At 71.4% G+C, this 3,970-nt stretch carries 4 protein-coding genes; all 4 read right to left on the reverse strand.

All coding sequences use genetic code 11. From position 1 onward, the window contains the following. Positions 1-626 (reverse strand): signal recognition particle receptor subunit alpha (locus AB1824_13245; protein ID MEW5765926.1); only part of this gene is annotated, 626 nt, incomplete at its 3' end. Between the two features lie 35 nt (positions 627-661). Next, the gene (locus tag AB1824_13250) at positions 662-2,329 is read right to left on the reverse strand and encodes a S41 family peptidase (protein ID MEW5765927.1); all 1,668 of its coding nucleotides are present in this window, start codon (positions 2,327-2,329) and stop codon (positions 662-664) included. A gap of 14 nt (positions 2,330-2,343) precedes the next feature. Then, complete coding sequence (locus AB1824_13255; protein MEW5765928.1) at positions 2,344-3,675, reverse strand: cytochrome c family protein; 1,332 nt, start codon at positions 3,673-3,675, stop codon at positions 2,344-2,346. 43 nt (positions 3,676-3,718) lie between these two features. After that, a partial coding sequence (locus AB1824_13260; GenBank protein ID MEW5765929.1) for a prohibitin family protein occupies positions 3,719-3,970 on the reverse strand: 252 nt, incomplete at its 5' end.

The raw sequence follows: 3,970 nt of genomic DNA on the forward strand, positions 1-3,970 counted from the left end.
GAGACGATCTCGCCCAGCTCGGCCATGAGGGCCTCGTCCACCGCGAGGCGGCCCGCCGTATCCAGGATCAGCCGGTGCATCCCGCGTTTCCGGGCCTCCTCGAGGGCCTTCCGGCAGATGGCCACGGGGCCGTCCCCGGGCTCCGGTTGGTAGACCGGCGCCCCCACGGAGCGGCCCACCGTCTCCAGTTGCTGGCGGGCCGCGGGGCGGTACACGTCGGCGGGCACGAGGAGGGCCGGGTGGCCGTCGTTCAGGAAGTGGAGGGCCAGCTTTCCGGCTGTCGTCGTCTTGCCCGAGCCCTGGAGACCCACGAGCATGACCACGCCGGGAGGCAGGGGAGAGAAGTGAAGCCGGGAATCTCCCTCTCCCAGGACCCGGACCATCTCCTCGTTCAGGATCTTGATGAAGTGCTGGTCGGGCGAGAGGCTCGCGAGGACCTCCTCGCCGAGCGCCTTGGCCTTCACCCCTTCCAGGAAATCGCGCACCACGGACACGTGGACGTCGGCCTCGAGAAGGGCCAGCCGGACGGACCGCAGGCTCTCCTGGATGTTGGACTCGGTGATCCTTCCCTGTCCCCGGAGGCTCTTGACCGCCCCCTGGATCCTCTCGCTCAGCCGTTCGAACATGCGTCCATTCTCCAGGGCTCCGGCTTCGACCCGGCTTACGCGGCCTTGTCCTTCGCCGCACCGAGAGACCGGAGACTCTCCAGGGCCTTTTGAAGCTGAACGTCCAGGGGGATCATGGCCCGGTACCCGGCCGCCTGGCCGTCCAGCATGGTGCGCGCCTCCCGCTCCAGGGCCGCGCGGATGTACGCCTCGCTCTCGCTCCACTCGGCGTCCGAGGGCGCCTGGCCCTGCTCGGCGAGGTAGGTCCGGAACCTCGCGGACCACTGGGGCGTGCCCAGGAGCGACCGCTCCGCGCTCCCCTTCTCGACCTGTTTGGCCGTGAATTCGAGGAAGGACCGCTTCCGCTCGAGGGCCAGGGCGAGGGGGGGTATGTCGGGGGCCTTCACGAGGACGTCGGGGGCGATGCCGCCCCCGCCGAAGACGGTGCGGCCCGCGTCCGTGTGGGCCTCCTGAACGCGCTGGGCCGACTCCTCCCGGCCCTCGGGCTGCTGTTCGGGGAAGTAGTAGGCGTCGTAGGAGGCGCCGTAGTCCCTCTGGATGAGCCGGCCCGAGGGCGTGAAGTAGCGACCCGTCGTGATGGCCACGGCGCCCTGGTTCTCGAGGGGGCTCACGGTCTGCACGAGTCCCTTGCCCCAGGACCGTTCGCCCACGACCACCGCCCGGTCGTGGTCCTGGAGGGCGCCGGCCACGATTTCCGAGGCGCTCGCCGAGCCCAGGTTGAGGAGGACGGCCACGGGCAGATCGGCGAAGGCCCCCCGCCGCGTCGCGCGGAAGGAGCGCACGATGCCCACCGTGCGCCCCCGCACGCTGGCCACCGCCTGCCCCCGGTCCAGGAAGAGCGAGGCCACCTCCACGGCCGCGTTCAACGATCCTCCGGGGTTGTCCCGCAGGTCCAGGACGAGAACCTTGAGCCCGCCGGCCAGGAGGCTCCTCAAGTTCGTCTCCACCTCCTCCGCCGTGGTCTGGCCGAAGGTGTTGACCTTCAGGTACCCCACGCCGCCCTCCAGCAGGAAGGCGTAGGGGACGGTGTGCTTGGGGATGGGAGCCCTCTTGAGGGTGAGGGAGACCGGGGGGGAAGAGCCGCGTCCCAGCTTGATCGTCACGGAGGTGCCCTCGGGGCCCTTGAGCCGACGCACCGCCTCCCGGCTCGTCATCTTGTCGGTGCCCTCCCCGTCCACCTCGAGGATCAGGTCCCCCGCGCGCACGCCGGCGCGGGAGGCGGGCGTGTCGGGCATGGGGGTCACCACGAGGAGGGGGGACGCGGCGGAGGGCTTGGTCACCAGGAGGCCCAGCCCCGAGAACTTGCCCTCCTGGTCCTCCATGAGGTCCTTGTACACGTCGGGGGGGTAATAGGCCGAATGGGGGTCCAGGGCGTGGAGCATGCCGTCCATGGAGGCCCTGAGGAGCACGCCCGAATCGGGGGCCTCCGCCGACCGATCCCGCACGAGACGGCCCACTTCCAGGTAGACCTCCTCGGCGGCGCGCCTCTCCTCCGCCGCCGCGCCGGAGGAGGCGGGCTCCTCCCCAGGCAGTCGGCCTCCCAGGCCGAGGGCGAAGAAAATCAATACGGTGGCGTAGGCCGCGCGGCGCATCATCCCGCCGTATTTTACGGCCCGGCCGCCCTCCTGTCCAGGGAACGGACCTTGGGCCCGCGGAATGGCGTTTTCTCCCTCGCCGGGGAAGCCCGAAACCGGGAGCCGCATTCTCCCGGCCGCCCTCACCTGCGCGCGGGGTCGCCTTCCGGCTGGGCTCCCTCCTCACCCCCATGGCGGATGACCTGCCAGTAGGCCTCGGCGTCGAAGAGGGGGGAGTCGCGCTTTCCGTGGCACGGGGCGCACACGGCGGCCAGTTCGAGGACCGGCATCTTCTCGGGGGGATGGCCCGCGCCGGGACCGTGGCACGCCTCGCACTGCACCCCGGAGAGGTCCGCGTCGGCCCGGGGGAACCCGCCCGGCCGCCCCACTCCCGTGGCATGGCACTTCAGGCATTCGGGGTTGGAGGATTGGTGGTCCACGGCCAGGTCCTCCGTGGCTCGGGCGTGGCGGGTCTTCGACCACACGGCGTGGGCCCCGGGGTGGCAGGAGGCGCAGGCGGCCGCCCCCGCGTAGCCCTTCCCGGCCGGCGCGGGCCGGGTGATGAGATCGAGGGCCTGCCGGTTGTACGCCTCCACCGAGGCGAGAGTCTCCTGGACCTCCGCTTCCACCTCCGGGTCCGAGGGAATCTCGGGACCCAGGTAGGAGATCCCGGGCAGGACGCTCCACCGCCCCTTCTCCCGGACCACCGTCAGGGTGGCGGCGCGGCGGCCCCGGTCCCCGATCCAGAGGACCCAGGTGTCCCTCACCCGCTGGGGGGCCGTCGTCACCTGGGTCCCCCACTGGGCCACCACCGCGAGAATTTCCGGATGGGCGTTCAGGAGCCGCCCCACGGCCCCCGTGGAAAGGTTTCCCGTCACCACGTAGCCGTCAGCCGGATGCTCTCGGATCTCCGACTCGAAGGCCTCCAGGGGGTCGCCCATGGGTGCGCCCTCGGGAGGCGTCTCGGAGACGAAAACGAGGCGGAGCCTCGCGGCCGTGGGGCCCACGGGACCCACCCCCCAGCCGCCCAGGCGGAATTCCCGGGAGCCCGGGTAGGTCTCCCGTCCGGCGATATATTTTTCCACTCCGGGAACGAAGAGGTGGAGGGCCTCCGGCCCGAGGAGGAGATCGTAGCCCCCCAGGCCCAGAAGGACCCCCTCCCGTTTGAAGAACCGGCCCATCTGGCGGTTCAGCTTGTCCCGCGCGGGCCCCCGCTCCGCCAGGCCGTGGGCCACCTCCACGGGGACCACCGCGCCGGCGTGCGGCTGGCTCCGCAGGTGGGCCAGAAGGCCCGCGCGCCGCGCCAGCCCCCCCGCCGGGACCGTGCGGCACCCGCAGGGCACGAGGAAGCCCTGGGTGTCGCCCGTGAAGACGAAGGTCACCGTGGCCGGTCGGCGGACGGCCATGAGACCTCCCAGCCCTCCCGAGAAGGCCAGGAACGCGCCCAGGAACGCCAGAAAGGGCCTCCACCTCATCCGCGCCACCTCCCCGCTTCGGACCGCCGGGACGGCGGCGGGGCTACTTCTCCCCGCCGAGGATGATGGGGAGCCCCGTCTTGGGGTTGCCGATGACGACGATCTTGGTGTTGGGGCTCTGGGCCAGTTTCTCCGTGGCCTCGATGCCCTTCCACTCCAGGAGCTGGGCCGAGATCCCCTGGGCCACGATGCGCTGGAAGTCCGCGATTCCCTGGGCCTCGATGCGCTTGCGCTCGGCCTCCTGGGACTCCTTCTGGAGGACGAACTTCATCTGCTCCGCCTCCTGCTCCCGGCG

This window comes from Acidobacteriota bacterium, from assembly GCA_040752915.1.
Taxonomy (GTDB): domain Bacteria; phylum Acidobacteriota; class UBA4820; order UBA4820; family DSQY01; genus JBFLVU01.

Coding starts and splice junctions, on each gene's coding strand:
- AB1824_13255 (MEW5765928.1), bottom strand. CDS start 3,675: ATGAGGTGGAGGCCCTTTCTGGCGTTCCTGGGCGCGTTCCTGGCCTTC.
- AB1824_13250 (MEW5765927.1), bottom strand. CDS start 2,329: ATGCGGCTCCCGGTTTCGGGCTTCCCCGGCGAGGGAGAAAACGCCATT.